The sequence below is a fragment of the Brachyspira pulli genome, assembly GCF_036997785.1.
Lineage (GTDB): Bacteria > Spirochaetota > Brachyspiria > Brachyspirales > Brachyspiraceae > Brachyspira > Brachyspira pulli.
Genome location: NZ_JAWLQI010000014.1, coordinates 37,973 through 56,330 on the forward strand (window position 1 = coordinate 37,973; position 18,358 = coordinate 56,330).

The 18,358-nt window shown below is 27.8% G+C and carries 16 protein-coding genes; 6 read left to right on the forward strand and 10 right to left on the reverse strand.

Annotated elements, in window-relative coordinates:
* Positions 1 to 212: 212 nt before the first annotated feature.
* The 3 genes from R4K56_RS04880 to R4K56_RS04890 all read left to right on the forward strand — a co-directional run bounded on the left by R4K56_RS04880 (position 213) and on the right by R4K56_RS04890 (position 3,457).
* Complete coding sequence (locus tag R4K56_RS04880; RefSeq protein ID WP_335772529.1) at positions 213 to 1,271, forward strand: DNA adenine methylase; 1,059 nt, start codon at positions 213 to 215, stop codon at positions 1,269 to 1,271.
* Between the two features lie 110 nt (positions 1,272 to 1,381).
* Positions 1,382 to 1,918, forward strand: coding sequence for a 5-bromo-4-chloroindolyl phosphate hydrolysis family protein (locus R4K56_RS04885; protein WP_335757651.1), 537 nt, complete (start codon positions 1,382 to 1,384; stop codon positions 1,916 to 1,918).
* Positions 1,919 to 1,957: 39 nt separating this feature from the next.
* Positions 1,958 to 3,457 carry a toxic anion resistance protein gene (locus R4K56_RS04890; RefSeq protein ID WP_335772528.1) on the forward strand — a complete coding sequence of 500 codons (1,500 nt, stop codon included), beginning with the start codon at positions 1,958 to 1,960 and terminating at the stop codon, positions 3,455 to 3,457.
* Positions 3,458 to 3,837: 380 nt separating this feature from the next.
* Here the strand turns inward: R4K56_RS04890 and R4K56_RS04895 are convergent, their stop codons facing one another.
* Together R4K56_RS04895 and R4K56_RS04900 are read right to left on the reverse strand one after the other, a co-directional pair.
* The gene (locus R4K56_RS04895) at positions 3,838 to 5,229 is read right to left on the reverse strand and encodes a sodium-dependent transporter (protein WP_335757653.1); all 1,392 of its coding nucleotides are present in this window, start codon (positions 5,227 to 5,229) and stop codon (positions 3,838 to 3,840) included.
* A 47-nt stretch (positions 5,230 to 5,276) separates the two neighbouring features.
* Positions 5,277 to 5,840, reverse strand: coding sequence for a hypothetical protein (locus tag R4K56_RS04900; RefSeq protein WP_335757654.1), 564 nt, complete (start codon positions 5,838 to 5,840; stop codon positions 5,277 to 5,279).
* Between the two features lie 270 nt (positions 5,841 to 6,110).
* Between R4K56_RS04900 and ppdK the strand changes: the two genes are divergently transcribed.
* Positions 6,111 to 9,095: a pyruvate, phosphate dikinase gene (gene ppdK / locus R4K56_RS04905; RefSeq protein WP_335772527.1), complete on the forward strand. Its 2,985-nt coding sequence runs from the start codon at positions 6,111 to 6,113 to the stop codon at positions 9,093 to 9,095.
* Between the two features lie 581 nt (positions 9,096 to 9,676).
* Here ppdK and selD read toward each other — a convergent pair.
* The 4 genes from selD to rplU all read right to left on the reverse strand — a co-directional run bounded on the left by selD (position 9,677) and on the right by rplU (position 11,805).
* Positions 9,677 to 10,744, reverse strand: a complete 1,068-nt coding sequence (gene selD / locus R4K56_RS04910; protein ID WP_335772526.1) for a selenide, water dikinase SelD — start codon at positions 10,742 to 10,744, stop codon at positions 9,677 to 9,679.
* 149 nt (positions 10,745 to 10,893) lie between these two features.
* Complete coding sequence (rpmA, locus tag R4K56_RS04915) at positions 10,894 to 11,148, reverse strand: 50S ribosomal protein L27 (protein ID WP_008722752.1); 255 nt, start codon at positions 11,146 to 11,148, stop codon at positions 10,894 to 10,896.
* Positions 11,138 to 11,494, reverse strand: a complete 357-nt coding sequence (locus R4K56_RS04920; RefSeq protein ID WP_335758429.1) for a ribosomal-processing cysteine protease Prp — start codon at positions 11,492 to 11,494, stop codon at positions 11,138 to 11,140. The genes rpmA and R4K56_RS04920 overlap by 11 nt, the downstream gene beginning before the upstream one ends.
* Positions 11,494 to 11,805, reverse strand: coding sequence for a 50S ribosomal protein L21 (rplU, locus tag R4K56_RS04925; protein WP_297300473.1), 312 nt, complete (start codon positions 11,803 to 11,805; stop codon positions 11,494 to 11,496). Before rplU ends, R4K56_RS04920 begins: the two co-directional genes overlap by 1 nt.
* 188 nt (positions 11,806 to 11,993) lie before the next feature.
* On the opposite strand from rplU, the gene R4K56_RS04930 reads away from it, so the two are divergent.
* Positions 11,994 to 13,445: a tetratricopeptide repeat protein gene (locus R4K56_RS04930; protein WP_335772525.1), complete on the forward strand. Its 1,452-nt coding sequence runs from the start codon at positions 11,994 to 11,996 to the stop codon at positions 13,443 to 13,445.
* A 5-nt stretch (positions 13,446 to 13,450) separates the two neighbouring features.
* Here R4K56_RS04930 and R4K56_RS04935 read toward each other — a convergent pair whose 3' ends face one another.
* From R4K56_RS04935 to coaD, 4 genes are all read right to left on the reverse strand, one after another.
* The gene (locus tag R4K56_RS04935; protein ID WP_335772524.1) at positions 13,451 to 14,437 is read right to left on the reverse strand and encodes a FecR domain-containing protein; all 987 of its coding nucleotides are present in this window, start codon (positions 14,435 to 14,437) and stop codon (positions 13,451 to 13,453) included.
* An 87-nt stretch (positions 14,438 to 14,524) separates the two neighbouring features.
* Positions 14,525 to 15,142 carry a 4'-phosphopantetheinyl transferase family protein gene (locus R4K56_RS04940; protein WP_335772523.1) on the reverse strand — a complete coding sequence of 206 codons (618 nt, stop codon included), beginning with the start codon at positions 15,140 to 15,142 and terminating at the stop codon, positions 14,525 to 14,527.
* 28 nt (positions 15,143 to 15,170) lie between these two features.
* Positions 15,171 to 16,478, reverse strand: a complete 1,308-nt coding sequence (gene miaB / locus R4K56_RS04945; RefSeq protein ID WP_335758425.1) for a tRNA (N6-isopentenyl adenosine(37)-C2)-methylthiotransferase MiaB — start codon at positions 16,476 to 16,478, stop codon at positions 15,171 to 15,173.
* Positions 16,479 to 16,496: 18 nt separating this feature from the next.
* Complete coding sequence (gene coaD, locus R4K56_RS04950) at positions 16,497 to 16,985, reverse strand: pantetheine-phosphate adenylyltransferase (RefSeq protein ID WP_297300484.1); 489 nt, start codon at positions 16,983 to 16,985, stop codon at positions 16,497 to 16,499.
* Positions 16,986 to 17,272: 287 nt separating this feature from the next.
* On the opposite strand from coaD, the gene R4K56_RS04955 reads away from it, so the two are divergent.
* On the forward strand, positions 17,273 to 18,265 hold the full coding sequence (locus tag R4K56_RS04955) for an ankyrin repeat domain-containing protein (protein ID WP_335772522.1): 993 nt from the start codon (positions 17,273 to 17,275) through the stop codon (positions 18,263 to 18,265).
* Positions 18,266 to 18,358: the final 93 nt, after the last annotated feature.

Genomic DNA, 18,358 nt, shown 5'->3' on the forward strand with positions numbered 1-18,358 from the left:
TAATTATTATATATTTTTATTTGTATATTAAAATTATCATAAAAATTTAGTGTAATAAGTAATATTGAACTAAATTTTTATAAAATTATAGAAATAACAAAGAATTATAAAATATTTTAAATTTTTTATAAAAAAAAGTTGAATAAAATGAAAAATCAATGTATTAATGTATTATAAGTTAAATATATTTACTATGATTAGGATAAATTTTAATGAATTATATAGGAAGTAAATTATCTTTATTAGATTTTTTATACAAGTCTATAATGTCTATAATAGATAATAATTGTAATACTTTTTGTGATTTATTTGCAGGTACTGGAATAGTAGCAAGGTATTTTAAATCTAAAAATTTTTCAATTATCGCAAATGATATTCAATATTACAGTTATGTACTTAATAAACATTATATAGAAAATCATAAATATTTAAGTTTTAAAAATCTTGATGATGAAATAAAAGATCTTGAAAAAGCAGATATTAAAGAAAAACATTTAATTGTATGCGAATATTTAAATAATATACCTTATGCTAAAGGTTTTATTTATAATAATTATTCTTTAGGCGGAACTAAGAATAGTGATTATCAAAGAATATATTTTTCAGATGAAAATGCTATGAAATGTGATGCTATAAGAATAAAAATAGAGGAATGGTTTAATAATAAAAAAATTAATGAAAATGAATATTATTTTCTTCTTACAAGTTTGCTTGAAAATATAGATAAATGTGCCAATACGGCATCAGTATACGGAGCATTTTTAAAAGATATAAAGAAAACTGCTTTAAAAACTTTTAATTATTATCCAGTAGATTTTTTTATTAATGATATAGAACATCAAGTATATAATACAGATTCAAATAAGCTAATAGAAAATATAAAAACAGATATTTTATATTTAGATCCTCCATATAATAGAAGACAATATTCAGATAATTATCATATACTTGAAACTATAGCAAAATATGATAATCCCAAAATAAAAGGTAAAACAGGTTTAAGAAATGAAAGAATAAGGTCATTATATTGCAGTAAGAATGATGTTTATAGAGCATTTGAAGATTTAATAAGTAAGGCAAATACTAAATATATATTTTTAAGCTATAACAATGAAGGTTTAATGTCATTAGATGATATAAAGACTATAATGTCCAATAAGGGACAATATGGATTATTTGTAAAAGAGTATAATAGGTTTAAAGCTGATAGTAATAGATATAATGCCGCATCTACAACTTTTGAATACCTTCATTATTGTATATGCTTCTAATAAAAGTATTGCAAATAATATGTTAATTATTTATAATATATACTATGATATAGTAAAGATATTTTACTTTAATTTATTTTTGTAGTTTTATTTTTATTGCAGAGGTATATATGGCAAGAGATGAAGATGATATTATTTTTCAAAAACTTAGAATGAATGTTCAAAGAAATTATCCTAGGGCAGATGATGTAAATAACTATAGTCAAAATACTTATAAAAGTAATAATTATTCAAATAAGGATAGTTTAGTAATTTTAGAAACTGAAAAAAATATAGAAAGAATATCTGATTTTCACCAAAAAATAGATGATCCTGAATTAACACCTGCTTTAAAAGAGATGATTGATATATTAAAAGAGATGGTAAATTACTCTAAAGCAAATAAAGAGGGTGAAAAAAGATTGGAAAAAATAAATGAATATCATTTACCTACAGCTATCAAAATGCTTAATTCATATATAGATTTCTGTAATTTTCCGGTAAAAAATGCTAATATGGAAAAAACTGCACAAGAAATAGAAGATGTTATAATAAAATTAAATGAAGCATTGAAAAAAATGCTTGTAGAAATGAATCAAAATAGATTAATAGATATAAACAGTGATATAGATGTATTAAAAAACATGCTTGATAAAGATGGTTTTTAATAAAAAATAAAAAAATAAATAATAAAATGGAGTAGCTTTATGGAAAATAATGATCAATTTAATAATCAGCAGCCAAACTATAATAATGGCATGCCTGATAATAATATGCAAAACATGAACGGCGGTCAATTTAATGTACAACAGCCAAATTATAATAATGGTATGCCTAATAACAATATGCAAAACATGAATGGCGGTCAATTTAACGGACAGCAGCCAAATTATAATAATGGTATGCCTAATAACAATATGCAAAATATGAATGGCGGTCAATTTAACGGACAGCAGCCTAATTACAATAATGGTATGCCTAATAACAATATGCAAAACATGAATGGCGGACAGTTTAATAATCAACAGCCTAATTATAATACTATGCCTGTTAATCAAAATATGAATGGTTCTCAGGTTATTGATGTTCAGCCAGTTTATAATCCGCAAATAGTAACTAATTATCAGCCTCAAAATTTGAGTGCAGCATTACAGAATCAAATGCCTGCAGAAAATGGAAAATTTACTCAAGAAGAAATGAATAAGATAAATGAATTATCAAATTCTATTGATTTAAAAGATTCTGTTTCTATAATGTCTTATGGTGCAGCAGCTCAAAATAAAATGATTCAGTTTTCAGAAAATACTTTAAGCAATGTTATGAATAAAGATTTGGGAGAAGTTGGAAATGCTATTACTGATGTTGTAACAGAACTTAAAGGTTTTGATATAGAAAATGAAACTAAAGGAAAAGGATTATTCGGATTTTTCAAAAAAGCTGGAAATAATATTACTAAATTGAAAACTAAATATACAAATGTAGAAACTAATATTGATAATATAGTTAAAGTTCTTGAAGGACATCAAAGAACTTTACTTAAAGATATAAGTATTTTAGACCAAATGTATAATTATAATTTGGAATATTTAAAAGAATTAGATATATATATACAAGCAGGTAAACAAAAGCTTAATAATTTAATGTCTACAGAAATACCAGCATTAGAATCAAAAGCTTTAGCAAGCAATACACCTGAAGATGCTCAAATGGCTAGAGATATTAAAGATCTTGCTAACAGATTTGAAAAAAGAATTCATGATTTGGAACTTACAAGAGCTATTTCTGTACAAACTATACCTCAAATACGTTTGGTTCAGAATAATAATGTTATAATGTCAGAAAAAATTCAATCAACTATAACAAATACAATACCTCTTTGGAAGAATCAAATGGTTTTAGCTATAGGACTTCATCATTCCAATGAGGCAGCAAAAGCACAAAGAGCAGTTACAGATACTACTAATGAATTATTAAGAAAGAATGCTGATATGCTTAAAACTTCTACTATAACAACAGCAGAGGAATCAGAAAGAGGAATTATTGATATAGAAACATTAAAATATACTAATGAACAATTGATTTCTACTTTAGATGAAGTTATGAAAATTCAGACAGAAGGCAGAGAAAAACGCAGAGCAGCAGAGGCAGAACTTAGAAGTATAGAAAATGAACTTAAAGCAAAAATATTAAATATATCTCAAAAATAAAATTGTTTTTGCTGTAAAATAAAAAGCTCATCTGTATATTATTTATATAGATGAGCTTTTTTATAAGATTTATAAAAATTTTTAAGTTTGCCATTTTTTATTGTTATTTTCCCACCTCCATGCTCTTCGGACTTCGTCAAAGAACCTTATATCCTCAACAAGTTCGGATACGCTACCAGAAAGTGCAAGTGTAAAAATTAGTACTAAATTATACTGAAATCGTTTTACAGGTAAGATAATTTATTAATTTGAGCTAAAATATAGCCTTTTTGCTTCTTTGGGGCACCAAAAGAAGTGGGGTATGGGGCAAAGCCCCATATATTAAAAAGAAACTATAATTTTATTTTTGACAAAATATAGTTATTTAGGTATAAATAATTTTAAATAAAGAATCTATTTATATAATCAATGACGAATATAGCTAATACTATGAAAGGCAAAATATATGAAACATAGAATCTAGCCCATTTAGGGAATTTTACTCCCTTTCCAGTATCAGCTTCTTTTACAAAATTATCCCAACCCCAGCCAAACTCTCTAGTACAGAATATAAGTATTATTATACCGCCTATAGGAAGGAAATTGTTGCTTACTAAAAAGTCAAGCCCGTCAGCTATAGTGCTTCCTTCTCCAAGAGGTTTTATGAATGATAAAATATTAAATCCTAATGCAGTAGGCAAACTCAATATAAATATAGTTATAGCTACTATCATAGTAGTTTTTTTACGCGGCATTTTTGTTTCGGACATAGTGAAAGCAATAATATTTTCAAATACAGCTATTATAGTTGTTAAAGCTGCCATTGATAAAAATAAGAAGAATAAAGCCCCCCAAAGTCTGCCTAAAACCATAGAATTAAATATATTAGGCAAAGTAACAAATGCTAATCCAGCACCTTCTCCAGGATTGATTCCGAAAGAAAATGTTGTAGGGAATATTACAAGTCCTGAAAGAAATGCTATTAAAGTATCTAATCCTACAACCATAATAGATTCACCAGTTAAGGAATAATCTTTTTCTATATAGCTTCCAAATATTGTCATAGCACCAATACCTAAACTTAAGGTAAAGAATGATTGACCTATAGCAGCATAAGCTACCGAGAAGAACCCTTTAAGTCCTCCGCTGAACATTTTATTTAAATCCGGTAATAGATAGAATTTTAATCCTTCTTTCGCATTTGGTAAAGTGACAGCTCTTATTATAAGCACGAAAAGAACCAATAAAAGAAGCGTCATCATTACTTTTGTAACTTTTTCAACACCATTTTCTAATCCCATCATACATACTACAGTGGCTATTATAACAGCAACAGTCATCCATAATATCAATGTAGAAGGGGAGGCAAGAACTCCATTAAAAAATTCTCCAACTTGAGCAGGATTAAGTCCTTCCAATTTTCCCATACCCATAAAATAACAGTATGATAAACACCAGCCTGCTATAGTAGTATAAAACATCATAAGAAGAACACAGCCGAATAATTGTATGTATCCTACTATATGCCATTTATAACCTTTTTTCTGCAAAGCTCTATAAGAACCAGCTAAATCCCTTTTTCCAGCCCTTCCAACTGAAAATTCCATAACAAGTATAGGAAGACCTAATATAACAAGTGATATTAAATATAAAACAACAAATGCAGCACCGCCGTATTTTCCTGTAATATATGGAAATCTCCAAACATTACCAAGACCTATAGCACAGCCTGCTGAAACTAATAAAAAACCTAATCTGCTTGAAAGTTTTTCTCTGTTATTATCATTATGCATAATCGTAAACCTGAAATATATTTTTTATAGATTAATAAAAAGATATTTTAGATATTAGACATTATCAAATTATTTATATAGTTAGTATATATATACATATCATTACTATTTTCTATTAAAATAAATTCAACTCTCCTATTTTCTTTAGTATCTTTGTATTCACTTAATAAATCTTGAAGACCATAATTAGTTAATTTATTTAAAGTACCATTAGTTATTGATAAAAATACATTATAAGAGCGTTGATATGATAAATCCTCCATATCTCTTCTGTTATAGAGGAATAATATATCTTTTTTGCCGTACCCATTGGTAGGCTTTTTAGTTTCATCGCTGCTCATATGACCTTCAATTATAATGCTGATTATATTTGTACTTGTAGTTACATCTCCAACATATTTCAAAGTTTTGAAATATTTTTTTAAATCAACAGTACTGCTATCATAATCAAAAAGTATCTTTTGAGGAGTTTTTAATACTTTTCCTCTTTCTGTTAATTTGTATTTATATTTTATTACTTTTGGTTTTTTATATGTTGATATAACTATTGCACCATAAGCATTTACAGCTATTAATAGAGCAATAATTAGTGCATTTATTTTTTTTAGCATTTATATATTTCCTTATTTTATATTATACAATACATAAAAAAAAATTTAAATATCTTTTTAATATTCGGTCAGTACACATTGAAATTTTAATTTGATGTTTTAATATATATATCTTTTTATATCAAAATAGTGATAAATAAAGTGAAATACAAAAAAAATTAACTAAATTTTCACAATAAAATTGACATTAATAAAAATAACATTATACTATATAAATAAGTAATGACTTTAAATTTTATATAAATATTTTATTTTCAAGAGGAGTTTATTATGGCATCAAAAAAGATGGTTTACTTCTTTGGTAATGGTAAATCTGAAGGTGCTAAAGAAACCAAAGCACTATTAGGTGGTAAAGGTTTAGGTTTAGCACAGATGACAGAAAGTAAAGTACCGGTTCCAGCTGGTTTTACAATTACTACAGAAGTTTGCGACTATTATTCTAAAAATAAGTCATACCCTAAAGGATTAGAAAAAGCTGTTGATGAAAACATCAAAAAATTAGAAAAAGCAATGAATATGAAATTCGGTGATGTAAATAAACCATTACTAGTTTCAGTACGTTCAGGTGCTGCTATATCTATGCCAGGTATGATGGATACTATTCTTAATTTAGGTATCAATGAAGAAGTAGTTAATGGTATAGTTGCTAAAACAGGCAATCCTAGATTTGCTTGGGACGCTTATAGAAGATTTATACAGATGTTCGGCGATGTAGCTATGGGCGTTGATCATGACAAATTTGAGGAAATTTTACAAGAAAAGAAAAATTCTATAGCTTCAAGAGTTGGTAAAATAGAAAAAGAAGTAAAAGATACTGACTTAGATGTAGAAGATTTAAAAGACGTTGTAGCTAAATATAAAGCTATGTATAAGAAAGAAAAAGGCGAGGAATTCCCAGAAGAGCCTAGAGAACAGTTATTTAACGCTATTAATGCTGTATTTAGAAGCTGGAATAACCCTAGAGCTGAAGCTTACAGAAAATTAAATGACATAAGAGGTCTTTTAGGTACTGCTGTAAACGTTCAGGCTATGGTATTCGGTAATATGGGTGATACTTCTGCTACTGGTGTATGTTTCTCTCGTAACCCTTCTACTGGAGAAAATAAATTCTATGGTGAATTCTTAATCAATGCTCAAGGTGAAGACGTTGTAGCAGGTATAAGAACTCCTCAGGAAATTACACTTGAAGGCAGCTTAGAATGGGCTAAAAATAACGGCATAAGTGAAGAAGAAAGAAAAGCTAAATATCCTTCACTTGAAGAAGTTATGCCAGCTGTATATAAACAGTTAGTAAGCTATAAAAACCAATTAGAAAAATATTACAGTGATATGCAGGATATGGAGTTCACTATACAAGAAGGTAAACTTTATATGCTTCAAACACGTAATGGTAAAAGAACAGGTGCTGCAGCAGTAAGAATCGCTGTAGAACTTGCTGAAGCAAAAATAATTTCTAAAGAAGAAGCTATAATGAGAGTTAATCCTTCTGATTTAGACCAATTATTACACCCTATGTTCGATGCTTCTGCTAAGAAAACTGCAAAAGTACTTGCTAAAGGATTAAATGCTTCTCCAGGAGCTGCTGTTGGTAAAGTAGTATTCTCTGCTGAAAAAGCTGAAGCTATGAAAGAAGCAGGAGAACAATCTATACTTGTTCGTATAGAAACTAGCCCAGAAGATATTAAAGGTATGAATGCTGCTGAAGGTATCTTAACTGCTAGAGGCGGTTCTACTTCACATGCTGCAGTTGTTGCTCGTGGTATGGGTAAATGCTGTGTTGCTGGTTGTAGTGCTTTAGAAATTGATTATGCTGCTAAAAGCATGAAAGTTGGTGAAGAAACTGTTAAAGAAGGTGATTACATTTCTATAGACGGTTCTACTGGTGAAGTAATGCTTGGTAAAGTTGCTACTAAAGAAGCAGAAATGTCAGAAGACTTCAAAAAACTTATGGAATGGGCTGATTCTATGAGAAAATTAGAAGTTCATACTAATGCTGATACTCCTCATGATGCTAGCGTTGCTAGAAGCTTCGGAGCTGAAGGTATCGGACTTTGCAGAACTGAACACATGTTCTTCAATGCTGACAGAATTAAGAGTGTAAGACAGCTTATACTTGTTGCTGAAGAAGTAAAACAATTAAAAGAAAAATTAGAGGCTGCTGAAAAAATAGGCGATAAGAAAACTATCGAAGAAATCGAGCCTTTATATAAAGAACCTAAAAAACTTTATGATGATGCTTTAAATAGCATTCTTCCTATGCAAAGAGAAGACTTTATTGGTATATTTACTGCTATGAACGGATATCCAGTAACAGTTAGACTTCTTGATCCACCTTTGCATGAATTCATTCCTCATGAAGATTCTCAATTACAAGAACTTTCAAAAGAAATGAATGTAAGCTTTGATAAATTAAAAGCTATTAGAGATGGTTTACATGAGTTCAACCCAATGCTTGGTCATAGAGGCTGCAGACTTGGTATTACTTATCCTGAAATCTACGATATGCAGGCTAGAGCTATAATTGAAGCTGCTGTTAAAGTTAAGAAAAACGGTGTAGATGTTCACCCTGAAATAATGATTCCTTTAGTTGGTACTGTAAAAGAATTAAAAATCATTAAAGACAGAATCATTAAAATAGCTGAAGAAGTATTTGAAAAAGAAGGTTCTAAAGTTGCTTATAGAGTTGGTACTATGATTGAGGTTCCTAGAGCTGCTTTAGTTGCTGACAAAATCGCTCAAGAAGCTGAATTCTTCTCATTCGGTACTAATGACTTAACTCAAATGGGCGGCGGTTTTTCAAGAGATGATGCTGGCAAGTTCTTAAAAGACTATGTAAATAAAGAAATATACGAAAGAGATCCTTTCCAATCATTAGACCAAGAAGGTATCGGTGAGCTTTTAAGAATAGGTGTTACTAAAGGTAGATCTACTAACAAAAAACTTACTGTTGGTATCTGCGGTGAGCATGGCGGAGATCCTGCTACTATTATGTTCTGTAATGATATAGGATTAGATTATGTAAGCTGCTCTCCTTATAGAGTACCTATAGCTAGACTTGCTGCTGCTCAAGGTGCTATAAGAGCTAAAGGAGCTAGCAAAAAATCTTCTGCTAAAAAGACAACAGCTAAAAAAGCATCTGCTGCTAAAAAAACAGTTGCTAAAGTAGAAACTAAATCTTCTGCTAAAAAAGCTACTGCTAAAAAAGCACCTACTGCTAAAAAAACAGCTGCTAAATCTACAGGCAAGAAAAAATAATAAAATATTTATATAAATGAAATAATAATAAAGGGGCTTGCAAATTATTTGTAAGTCCCTTGTTTTTTGCATTAATTTTTTATATAACTATATTTTTGTTTTATATATTGGGTTTTGCCCACCACTCTGTGTGCTTCGCAAGCCCCCACTTCTTTTACGACCGAATGGACGTGCCACAAAGAAGCAGGTACAGCCCACCTACGGTGAATGGCTATATTTGAACTTAAATTTAATGAATTAATTTACATTTAAGACGATTTTAGTATGATTTAGTACTAATTTTATACTTGCACTTTCGCGAAGCGTATCCGAGTTTATCGAGGATATAGGTTCTTTGTGTCACGCCACCCTAAAGGACTTCCTATGGTCGCAGGACTCCTTTCAGTCGCAAAAGAAGTGGGGGTTCTGCACTCTGTGTACTTCGTAATGGCAAAGCCCCATATATTAAAAAGAAAATATAATTTTAATTTTGACAAAATATAGTTGTTTAGGTATATACTAAAAATTTTTAACTGAGTATAATAAAAAAGCTAACACAAAATGATTGTGCTAGCTTTTATTGTTTATTATCAAATAATTGTTTATTTTACTAAATGTATATATTCTTTTTCTTTTTTATGTACTTTTCCTACGATTGAGGCACAGTCAATACCTTCTCTCCATAAGTCAGCTAATATATTTTCAGCATTATTTTTGTTGGCACATATAAATAAACCGCCTGCAGTTTGAGGGTCGAAAGATAACATTTTTAAATTATAATCAACATTATCATCTACTAATATATTTTCACCAACATAACGCATATTTGTGAATGCTGCACCAGGTATACAGCCCATATCAAGTACTTCATAACTTTTATTAAACATTGGTAAAGCTGAAGATTCAATTTCTATAGTTACGTTGCTTGCTAAAGCCATTTTGTATGCATGACCTATTAATCCGAATCCTGTTATATCTGTGGCACATTTTACATCATATTTATTCATAATAGCACATGCTTTTTTATTTAAAGTTTTCATAGAATTAAATACATCTTCTATATCTTGATCTTTTACAAGTCCCTGCCTCATAGCAGCTAAACAGCTTCCAGTACCAAGAGGTTTAGTAAGTATTATAATATCACCGTCTTTTGCAGCTGAATTTGTTGTGATTTTGTTAGGATTAGCAAAACCAATAACAGCCATTCCGTATTTAACAGTAGTATCTGTTATAGTATGACCTCCAACAACCAATACTCCTGCTTCAGTTGCTTTATCTTGTCCGCCTTTTAATATGTTTGCTAAAATATTTAATGAATCATCTTTAGGAAACATAGTTATATTTAAAGCTAATTTAGGTTCTCCTCCCATAGCATAAACGTCACTTATAGAGTTACAAGCGGCAATCTGACCGAATCCATAAGGATCAGCTATAACAGGCGGAAAATAGTCTACAGTAAATATCAAAGCATTATCATCTGAAATTTTATATACTCCGGCATCATCTCCTATATCAACATCAGAGAGTAGGTTAGAGTCTACTTTAGTTTGCATTAATGGTGCTAAAGTTTTTTCAAGTAAATCCGGCGGAATTTTAGCAGAACATCCGCCTTCTAAAGCACATGATAATAATTGTATTTGTTCTTCCTTATTATTTGTAATATTGTCCATAAAAAACACCTATAAATTATTTTGATTTTATATTAGATAATATACTATTAAACAAAAAATTCAAATATTTTTAGTTGAAAATTAAGTTTAAAAAAATATCCCAACTAAAAAATAGCTGAGATATTTTTTTATATAAAAATTGCTTTTTATTATTCAGCAACAACTGAAATAGTTTTCTTTCCGAATTTGTTAGTATGGAACTTAACATAACCAGAAGCAGTAGCAAATATAGTATGATCACGACCTATATCAACATTTCTTCCAGCATGGAACTGAGTACCACGTTGTCTAACTATGATGTTGCCGGATATAACTTTTTGACCTCCGTAAACCTTAACACCTAAGCGTTTAGATTGACTGTCACGTCCATTTTTTGAACTTCCACCACCTTTTTTATGTGCCATTTTTATACTCCTCTTTATATTTTATAAAATCAGGATACTCTTTAATTAAAGATTTTATACCTATCAAATATCCATTACTAACTATTTTATATTCTTCTTTTTTATCACTTTCAAGTTTATCAAAATTAATTAATTCTAAACTTAAAAGACCATCGTCTATTTTGTATTTTAAAAATCTCTTTCCAATAATAACTAATGAAGCTCTATATAAAGCCTGCGATAAAGTACTTAATGCTATACAAACTTCATAGCCTTCACCAGATTTTTTTATTCCGGCATGTCCTTGTATTGTTAAACTTTCTATAATAGATTCGCTATTATAAATTACATTAACAATAGATGACATTAAAGAGATATATCTTCAATAGTAATTTTATGGTATTTATGTCTGTGACCAGTTTTTCTTCTGTAATCTTTTCTTCTTTTGTGTTTTCCGATTACAACTTTGTCACCTTTCATCATTTCTACTATTTTAGAACTTACTTTTACGCCTTCAACATAAGGTGTCCCAACTAAAACGCTTTCATCATCTTTTTTTAGAAGAAGTGTTTTAATTTCAGGAGCTTCTGTAGCTTCTTCGCCTAGATATTCTACTAAGATATCTTGACCTTTTTCAACCTTGTATTGTTTACCTTTTACTTCTACGATTGCATACATTGTAGCTTATCTCCAATTTATATATATTTTTTAATTTGTACAATACTATGAGTATCTTATAGTACTATATTAATGTAATTTTGTCAAGTTAAAAAACGAATAACAATTAAAAAAATAATTACAATATTAATTAAATAGATTTTTTTATAAAAGTATTGTAATATATAAGTGTAGCAAGGTAATAATAAATGAACAAAAAATTACTAGATGATATTGAAAAACTTCATAATAAAAATAGGCATCAGGATATAATAGAGCTTATTAATTCTATAGAAGATTTTGAAAAGGATTATAATATAATATCTTTATTGGCTAGAGCTTTAAATAATATAAAAGATTATAATGGGGCTTTAGATAATTTGATGTATATTAGAGAAGACGGGGTTGATGACCCTTTATGGTATTTTATGGTAGGATATGCTTATTTTTATAAAGATGAAAAAGAAACAGCCAAACAGTATCTTTCTAAGGCTATAGAGTTAATTGATTCCTATGAAAAAAAAGATATATTAGAAGCGGCTAAAAAATTATATACTTTATGCTTTGAAGATGAAGATAATAATTTGAATTTTATAAAAAGAATTGATTTATTTTGGAAATGGTTTGAAGAAAATGAATTCTTAATTTCCAGTATGGTTGAAAATCAATCCGAAGATATAATAAATTTTATATCGAATGGAATTAACATAATATCAAATAATATATCTTTTAATGTCAGCAGAAATTATGAAATTACTTTTTCTATTGACGGAAAGAATTATCTTTTTTATCTTATTCCAAGAATATTATCCTCTATGCCTGAAAGATTAAAAGAAAAATGGACTTTTTTACCATATTTGCCTAGTTCTGACGGAATTAATTTTTCTATTCAATTGAATAATAAAAAAATAGAAATGCAGGACGTTCTTATCAAAATAGAATTCGATGAAGAAAATGATAAATTTGATTTAATATTTTATAATAAAGATTTAAATGATGTAGATACTGAAGAAGCCTATAATATATTCTTTGTCATGATGGAAAATTCAATAGGTGAGGGATTATCAAGAATATATATAAGATATGTTGATATCAGTAATAAAAAATTGATAAATATGATTCCTCTCATAGAATTAGAAGAATATATAAAAAAGACATTAACTTTTTTCAGAAAAGAAATAATAACAGACCCTATAAATCAATATTTCTCATACACTTTTGAGCCTAAAAATATTGATATACTTAGATACGATATAATAGCAGGCATTTCATCATATTATGAAACAATTAATGATTATTATAATGAAAATGTTAATGATATAGTTGAAATTTCAAAATGCGGTGCTAGAGCAATATTTTTGTATTATACTTATGATGCCGAAGGTGATAATGATGAAATTAAGAAAGAAATATTAAATGAAAGATATGAAATACAAGAAAGATTAGAGAAAGAGGTTTTAGGCAGTAAATATAGCGGAAACGAAATAGGAATTGCAATTGGCGGAGCTATGGGAATATATAATATTTATATAGATTTAATTGTTTATGATGAAAATGAATTCATAAAGAGGGCTAAAATACTTTTGGCAGAATACGGCAGAATTTTTTATATTTCTAAGTTTAGAAAGTATTCAGATGTAAAGAATATATTTGATTTATAATAATTTTAATTAGCAGAAGCACTCATTCTTTCATCGAATTTTCTTCTTATTCTATCAAATTTTTCTCTAGTTTTTGTTACAGAAGTATTCATTTTGCTTATAGCTTTTTGATTTGCTGTATATATTGTTAATGATTTTCTAGCATAGGCTATCATTTCATTTTTTTTACTAGGTTCTAAATTTATTAATTTTATTATTGTATTATAATATCCTTCATTAGCAGCTATCATTCTATATTGTTTTAATTCCATATCTTTTAATTGTTTTTCACTTTCTTCAACATTAACTAATGAAACAAAATTTTCATTGTTATTATATGGTATATTTTCCATAGCTTTCATTAGATTTTCTATTGTATAAAGATAATCTTCTCTTGAAGCTTCTTCGCCTTTATTTAAAAATACTATAGGATCACTGTCAGCATTTTGAGTTACTACTTTTGAATTATTATCTATTGTATTAATATATGCTTCTTTAGGATTTAAAATTCTTTGATCATTATCAGTAACTACATCTATATTTCCATTTCTTAAAACTACTATACTAGAACCATTTTCAGCAAATGCTACATCAAATTGTGTGCCTTTTACTATTGAAGACATATTTGGTGTATGTACTTCTATTAATGAACCTATATTTTTCATTATATTTACTTTCATATATCCTTCTAATAAAGATAAAGATATTGTATTATTTTCTGAATCTGTTGAATTTATAAGTATTATAGTATTTTGAGGTACTACAATAGTTCCTACTTTATCGCCTCTTCTTGTTAAAGTAAGTTCTACTTGAGTATTGCTGCTTGTTCTTAATCTATAATCGCTATGAACTTCGCTTCCGCGGAAAGCTCTTAATGTTCTGCTTATATCTGTTTTTTCTATGAATGCTAATCCTGATATTTCTGTGACTTTAAATGAAATATCTTGAGGTAATAATGTATTGCTAAATAATAAAGCAAATAATATCGCTGTTAAAAATATTTTATTAAACATAAATACTCCTTAGTAAAAGATATAGTTGATAATAAATCCCACTAAGTAATATAAGTGTATAGTGTCGCATAAAAAAAGTCAATAGCTTCAAATTTTTATATCTATATTTGGTAGAGTAGGATAGGCAAATAGCATATTCAAATTAAAATCAGGAAGAACTAAATTTACATCTTCTTTTCCTTCACTATTGCAGCATACACTTACTATATATGAATCATCAAGTATAAAAGATGCAAAGAATAAGCCGTCAGCTTTTCTTATTTCTCTTTCAATTAAATCAACTTCTATAGAATTTTTTATATCAAATATAGTTTTTCCAAGCATTTTTATATATGCTTCTTTTATAGTCCATATAGTGAAAAAATCTATTTCTAATTTTTGAGAAGTTTCAAGGCATTTATATTCGCTTTCATAGAAATATTCTTTTGCAATAGATAAAAAATCTCTTTCTCTTATCTTTTCAGCATCTATTCCAACATTATATTCATCACTCATAACAGCAGCAAATAATTCTGAAGTATGAGTACCATTAAAGTATAAATTATTTTCATTTTTGAAATAAGGTTTTTTATTTTCTTCTCTTTCTATAATAAGATTATTTTTATTATAATGATTTTCAGCCATAGAAAGTATTAATTTTTCTAAACTTTTTCTAGCTTCTTCTCTCTCATTATTCTCATTAAAACTGTATTCTAAATAAGTCATATAATAATCCCTTATAATATTTTTATAATTATATAAAATTACCTATTAATGTATGGCTCTTAATTTCTGTAACTTCAGCATTAAATATATCACCCATATTAAGTTCTTTTTCTTTTTTTACTAAAATTATTCTATTCTCTTTACTTCTGCATAAATAATGCATATTATCTTTTGCTATATCATCTACCATTACAGAAGTTTTTTTACCAACTTGTTTTGATAATAATTTCTGAGCTAATTCTCTTTGATAATTTACAAGATTAGTTAATCTTCTTGCCCCTGCCGCTTTATCGTATTGTATATTTTTCTTATGTGCAATAGAACCTTCTCTTTCTGAATATTTATATAGGTATGCTTCTTCAAAACCTATACTTTCAAGCAAATCTAATGTTTCCTGATATTCTTCTTCTGTTTCATCAGCATATCCAACTATAATATCTGTTGAAATAGGGAAGTCATCAGCATAATCTCTTAAATATGATACTTTTTTGATATATTCTTCTTTTGTATATTTTCTATTCATTAAGTTTAATATTCTATCTGAACCGCTTTGGAAAGGTAAATGTATATGTTTGCATAAGCTATTTAAATTCCATATAGCATCAGCCAAATTTTTATCAAAGTCTTTAGGGTGAGATGTTAAGAATCTTATCCAAACCTTATCTTTGGCCTTTTCATCAATGATTTTGTCTAATTTGTATAATAATTCTGTAAAATTGATTTCATTATCAATATCAAGTCCATAAGAATTAACATTCTGTCCAAGTAATGTTATCTCTTTAGCTCCGTCATCTATTAATCTTTTTAATTCTTCTATGATTTCGCCTGATTTTCTGCTTACCATTTTTCCTCTTGTATGAGGTACTATACAGTAAGTACACCAGTTATTACAGCCATGCGATATTGGTATAAATGCTTTATGCGGCTTATCTTCATCTACATAAGATTTATTAAATATATAATTATCATTGAATTTTCTTACAAAAACTTCTTCATCTTTTAAATAATCTATTATGTTTACTTCATTATATACATCGAATATCTTATCAACACCGAGTTTTTCAAGATGTTCTTTAGAAGTTTGAGCCATACAGCCCATTATTATTATTTTAGTATTTTTTTTGTTTTTCTTTCTATTTGCATTAAATAATTTCACCCTTGAAAATACTCTTTCCTCAGCATGTGCTCTTACACTGCAAGTATTTATTATAATATTATCAGCATTTTCATGATTTTCTGTTTGTATAAAACCTTCCTGCATTAAAGAATTAATTAAGCTATTTGAATCTGCCTTATTCATTTGACAGCCGTAATTTTCTAGGTAAAAATTTTTCATATTCTAATCTTTATTTTATTAATTTTTCATGAATTTGGATTTTATTTCATCTACTAATATTTCTGGTACCAAACCATTTATAGGGCCATTAAATTTAAGTATTTCTTTTATTAAAGAAGAACTTACATAGGCATAATTTTCAGATGTATGTAAAAATATAGTATCCATTTCAGGATATAATAATTTATTCATTCTAGCCATTTTTAATTCATAGTATAGATCTTCACTATCTCTGATTCCTCTGGCAAGTACTTTTATATCATTCTGCCTCATATATTCTGTAACAAGTCCTGATATAGATACTATTTCTATAGTGTCATTTTCTCCCACTACTTTTTTAATCATATTTTTTCTTTCTTCTATAGTAAATGTAGGGGATTTTTCTAAATTAACAGCTACAGATATATAAACTTTTTCAAATATATCAGCCAATCTGTAAAGAACATCGAGATGTCCCAATGTGAAAGGGTCAAAAGTACCCGGAAATATTACTTTTCCATTTTTCATAATGATAGATTATATACAAAATTAATATAATATCAATATAGAAGAATCATTTTTAATATTTTTGTTGACATTTTGTTTGTTTTGTATAATAATATAAATATTCATATTTGCGGAGATTATATGCAGTTCAGTTCAGTTCAGTTCAGTTCAGTTCAGTTCAGTTCAGTTCAGTTCAGTTCAGTTCATAAATTAGTCTATAAAAAATTTTTTTCTAATATAAATATCATATCCAATAATTATTACTATATAAATAATTACTATATTTTATAAATTGAGGATTTTATATTATGAAAAAAATTTTATTATGTTTATTTATTGTAAAATTATCATTATTTCCTCAAGTTTACTTAGAAAAATTATACGATGCAATAGAAAATAATAATACAAGAGAGATTCAGAATATAGTAAGCAGCTATAATGTAAATTTAAATAATATTTATCTGAATAGGGAATCTTCTTTTGCATCTGTATATGGAGATTCTTATTATACTTATACTCCATTAAATTGGGCAATACTTTGTAAAAATATAAATTCTATAGATATTCTTTTGAAACTAGGGGCGGATTTAGAGATTGAAACAGAATATGATTATTATACATATCATTTCAGTATGCGTCCATTAATGCTGGCAGTGAATTTATCAAATTCTCAAAATATTATATCTTTTTTGATAAAGAAAGGGGCAAATATAAATGCCCAAAACGATGAAGGAAAAACAGCATTGATGTATTCTTGCTGTACTGAAACAGAACATAAAAGTTTTACAGATTATACTAAGATACTTATTAATTCTGGGGCAGATATAAATATAAAAGATAATGAAGAAAGAACAGCTTTAATGTATGCCGCTTATTCTCATAGCAGTACTTCTGTTGATTTACTTATAAAAAATAAGGCTGATATAAATGCTAGGGATATATATGGTTCTACACCATTAATGTACGCTTGTTTTAATTCCAATAAAGACAGTTTTGGCACTTTAAATCCTGATGTTGTAAAGTTGCTTATTAAATATGGAAGTGATGTAAATGCTTATGATAATTATGGAAATACAGCTTTATTATATGCAGTTATGATGGCAAGGGATACTTTATATCAGGTGAAAGATGAAAATAATAAAGATTATAAAAATATTTATGATACTATAAAGTTCTTAATAGATAATGGTGCAGATGTTAATGTGAAAAATAATAGGGGAGAAACTCCATTGTCTATATCTTCAGGAAATATTACTGATTTACTAATGGAATCAGGTGCTTATCTCAATAATTATATGTAACTTATTTTAATTCTAAAAAATAATAAAAAACTTTGTTTAAGAGCCATAGATATTGCACACTTTTAGTTTAAAAAAAAGATGGTATTCCTTATA

Bases quoted from the DNA above. Each gene is read 5' to 3' on its own strand.
- R4K56_RS04880 (WP_335772529.1), top strand. From the start codon at position 213: ATGAATTATATAGGAAGTAAATTATCTTTATTAGATTTTTTATACAAG.
- rpmA (WP_008722752.1), bottom strand. From the start codon at position 11,148: ATGGCACATAAAAAAGGTGGTGGAAGTTCAAAAAATGGACGTGACAGT.
- selD (WP_335772526.1), bottom strand. From the start codon at position 10,744: ATGGACAATATTACAAATAATAAGGAAGAACAAATACAATTATTATCA.
- miaB (WP_335758425.1), bottom strand. From the start codon at position 16,478: ATGAAAAATTTTTACCTAGAAAATTACGGCTGTCAAATGAATAAGGCA.
- R4K56_RS04895 (WP_335757653.1), bottom strand. From the start codon at position 5,229: ATGCATAATGATAATAACAGAGAAAAACTTTCAAGCAGATTAGGTTTT.
- R4K56_RS04935 (WP_335772524.1), bottom strand. From the start codon at position 14,437: ATGTTTAATAAAATATTTTTAACAGCGATATTATTTGCTTTATTATTT.
- R4K56_RS04940 (WP_335772523.1), bottom strand. From the start codon at position 15,142: ATGACTTATTTAGAATACAGTTTTAATGAGAATAATGAGAGAGAAGAA.
- R4K56_RS04890 (WP_335772528.1), top strand. From the start codon at position 1,958: ATGGAAAATAATGATCAATTTAATAATCAGCAGCCAAACTATAATAAT.
- R4K56_RS04955 (WP_335772522.1), top strand. From the start codon at position 17,273: ATGAAAAAAATTTTATTATGTTTATTTATTGTAAAATTATCATTATTT.
- R4K56_RS04920 (WP_335758429.1), bottom strand. From the start codon at position 11,494: ATGTCATCTATTGTTAATGTAATTTATAATAGCGAATCTATTATAGAA.
- R4K56_RS04930 (WP_335772525.1), top strand. From the start codon at position 11,994: ATGAACAAAAAATTACTAGATGATATTGAAAAACTTCATAATAAAAAT.
- R4K56_RS04885 (WP_335757651.1), top strand. From the start codon at position 1,382: ATGGCAAGAGATGAAGATGATATTATTTTTCAAAAACTTAGAATGAAT.
- coaD (WP_297300484.1), bottom strand. From the start codon at position 16,985: ATGAAAAATGGAAAAGTAATATTTCCGGGTACTTTTGACCCTTTCACA.
- ppdK (WP_335772527.1), top strand. From the start codon at position 6,111: ATGGCATCAAAAAAGATGGTTTACTTCTTTGGTAATGGTAAATCTGAA.
- R4K56_RS04900 (WP_335757654.1), bottom strand. From the start codon at position 5,840: ATGCTAAAAAAAATAAATGCACTAATTATTGCTCTATTAATAGCTGTA.
- rplU (WP_297300473.1), bottom strand. From the start codon at position 11,805: ATGTATGCAATCGTAGAAGTAAAAGGTAAACAATACAAGGTTGAAAAA.